A 2,848-nucleotide genomic window follows, 5' to 3' on the forward strand; every position below is an offset into this window, starting at 1 on the left:
CTTATTCCTTGGCTTGTCGAACATTATCGTTCGATGGGCTTGGTTAAAGCCGTCCGTCAACGTCACCGACGAACGGCTGCTCGCTCTCTTGACATCTGGGCTGATGCCTTAACTTGACACCAATGCCGGTTCGCCCACTTTAAATTGAGTTAGAAAAAAGCTGAACGATTTAGTAGGGGTTCTTGTTTACAATACAAATGTACTATACTTCCGACTTTGCGCGATCGCATAAAAATAGAGTTTTTAGTTTTTAGAGCAGGGTGGTAGTTCAAGGTAAATTTAGGGGAATGGCTAAAACCATTACTACACCTAGATTTTCTGTTTTTCGGCAATTTCTCGAACTCCAAAAAAAATGAGCGAACCGGGAGTATTAAGAAAGACCTTGATATCGGCAATATAAATTATTTGACAACTACAACGAAGAGGTTTTTAGGGCAAAAAGAGCGATCGCCTAAGTCACAGCATCCATACTCTCAACCAACTACGGGTAAATATTCTTACATACAAAAAGGCGTTAGCGTTGATGTATCGTATCCGTAAATACCCAGAGGACGGCTTCTCAAAGGGTAAAGTAGATTAGGATATACCAGGCTTGCCAGACCCCAGACTGCACTTCCAACTGAGCATCTCTAAAATTTTCACAAAGTTATCAGGGATACAGCAATTACCAACTTAAATAAAGTTGTGCAATTCGTTGATTAGTAGATCATCATGAGTTTATACCTCAAAGCACTTGACTATCTCCACACAAAATCCTTACGATGCAAGTATTTTGGACTGACGAACATGGAGATTATCCAATCACATCGCTTTAAAATTGGATGTGAGCAAGCAACAAGTCCACATAATATCCCTTATGTTCACTCATATCATGGGATTGCTATGGATCATACTGCTGATGATATCAATTCACCTGTCCCAGTAGTTTTTCGCTCTTCTAGGAAAGAATGGGCAATTAAATTGATGATTTCAACTCTTTCTACAGCAGAGGCAGCAGATACAAGCTTTTGCAGGCTTACACCTGGCTTTGCCCCAAGCAGCTGAGACAAATACCACTCCCGTGCTTCTATGGGAACAGCCCCTAACAATGCTAGAAACTTTCTAGTTCCCAAGTCAGCTTTTCCCTTACGAAATCTGGAAATTAACACCTCTGAAACTCCAGCTTGCTTGGCTACAACCTTTGCCGAAAGGTTGTATCTATCGAACATCTCGTCAAATAGTTGCTGGTAAAGAGAAGTTTCCTCTGTTACAAAATTTTGCATTGCTAGCTAATTATAGGATTAGTTAGTTGTTATAGTATGCGATATTTAGAGAAAACTCTATTAGGATTTTTAAAGTTATGGATAATTCAATGATAACAAGGGACTTACTCTTTTCAAATTAAGCCAACAGCAGTTCTGACTGAAAACATAAGATCAGCTTTTCTTCAGTAGAGCAGAACTTCGGCTAATACTTGCTTTGGCGACACTTTTGAGGGCGCAAGTTAAGAGAATTTCGGCATACATCAAGTAACGCCTGAAGTTGCTAATCGCTTTGCTCTCTATTGCTGTGTGTCAAATGGCTGGTATTTAAAAAGTTAGCCCTTGTCTGGGGGGACAGGGGCTGGAAATTTTTCTTGCTTATTAAGGTGATTATGACACAGAACAGTTCAAAAATTCAAGGTAAGTTTTACCCACTCCAGCACGAGGAATGGCTGAAAGCCTGCCGAGAATTAACGCCAGCACAGAAAGATGTGCTGTACTACATTCGCACTCTCGACCCTTATGGCGACGGGGTTGAGTTGTCTGTTTCCGGGATAGCTAGGCAACTATCAACAGAGAATAAAGAAGTACATCGCTCTACAGTTAGCCGCGCTCTTAAAGCCTTAGATGACAAGGGATTCATTGACCTTGAACTACTGAAAGTCCAAGTCAAAATTTTAGCTGGGGGGCTTCATTGTTGCGATGAGACAACAGTGTTGTCTGTAGGCAACACTGTTGCCTCACCGCAACAAGCGCGATCGCTACGCAACAAGCGTGATCATGACGCAACAAGCGCGATCGCTACGCAACAACCGAGTTCCGAAAGTCCTACCCAGAGCCAATCTTCAAGTCCTAAGACTTATAAGACTTATTCAGACTTTATTAAGACTCTCTCGGAAGAGGAGCGAGCGAATTTTTGGAAATTTTGTGAGGAAAAAACCAAAAATCTTAGCCAGCCAGTGAATGACATTGAGGCTTGGTTAGGTCACAAGAACAAAGCCGGAAGAAATCGCTGGGAGGTTTATTACGAAAAATATCTGGCTTCAAAACAGGTACAAGCCAAAAAAACTGAAACAAAAAATGCTCGAGATGAATTCCGTCGAGAACTTGAAGAACGGCAGCGACAGGCTCAAAGAGCTTGGGAAGAGTCGCAAAGCCAAAATCACAATCGCACTAATGGAGGTGTAACGTGATTGATAAACTACCACCCCAAAACATCGAAGCGGAAGAGGCGATTTTAGGCGGTATCATGCTTGATCCAGAAGCAATCGGTAGGATGAGCGATGCCTACGGCGGTAAACAACGCCTAATTCCCGAAGCCTTTTACATTAGCGCCCATAAAGATATCTATCAAGCCGTGCAGCGCCTTAATTGCTCTGGTAAACCCACTGATTTACTCACAGTTACAGCTTGGCTTACTGACCACGATTTACTAGTCCGTATCGGCGGGAGAAATAAATTAGCAACTTTGGTAGACCGTACAGTGTCAGCTGTCAACATCGACACCTTAGCCGAGTTGGTAATGGACAAATTCGTGCGTAGACAGTTAATCAAGGCTGGAAATGAAATTGTACATTTGGGTTACGAGACAGAAACTGAGTTACCAC

3 protein-coding genes are annotated in these 2,848 nt (G+C 42.3%); 2 read left to right on the forward strand and 1 reads right to left on the reverse strand.

All coding sequences use genetic code 11. The features are described 5' to 3' along the window. Positions 1-887: 887 nt before the first annotated feature. Entirely contained in the window at positions 888-1,262 is a 375-nt protein-coding gene (locus tag LC586_RS40145) for a transcriptional regulator (RefSeq protein WP_102151248.1), read from the reverse strand. 371 nt (positions 1,263-1,633) lie between these two features. Between LC586_RS40145 and LC586_RS40150 the strand changes: the two genes are divergently transcribed. Together LC586_RS40150 and LC586_RS40155 are read left to right on the forward strand one after the other, a co-directional pair. Continuing rightward, positions 1,634-2,434 carry a helix-turn-helix domain-containing protein gene (locus tag LC586_RS40150; RefSeq protein WP_229491329.1) on the forward strand — a complete coding sequence of 267 codons (801 nt, stop codon included), beginning with the start codon at positions 1,634-1,636 and terminating at the stop codon, positions 2,432-2,434. A gap of 56 nt (positions 2,435-2,490) precedes the next feature. Beyond that, positions 2,491-2,848 (forward strand): DnaB-like helicase N-terminal domain-containing protein (locus tag LC586_RS40155; RefSeq protein WP_306423360.1); only part of this gene is annotated, 358 nt, incomplete at its 3' end.

This window comes from Nostoc favosum CHAB5714 (assembly GCF_020829495.1).
In the GTDB taxonomy this organism is placed as follows: domain Bacteria; phylum Cyanobacteriota; class Cyanobacteriia; order Cyanobacteriales; family Nostocaceae; genus Nostoc; species Nostoc favosum.

Excerpts from the sequence above, each read along its gene's own strand:
- LC586_RS40145 (WP_102151248.1), bottom strand. The coding sequence starts at position 1,262 with ATGCAAAATTTTGTAACAGAGGAAACTTCTCTTTACCAGCAACTATTT.
- LC586_RS40150 (WP_229491329.1), top strand. The coding sequence starts at position 1,634 with ATGACACAGAACAGTTCAAAAATTCAAGGTAAGTTTTACCCACTCCAG.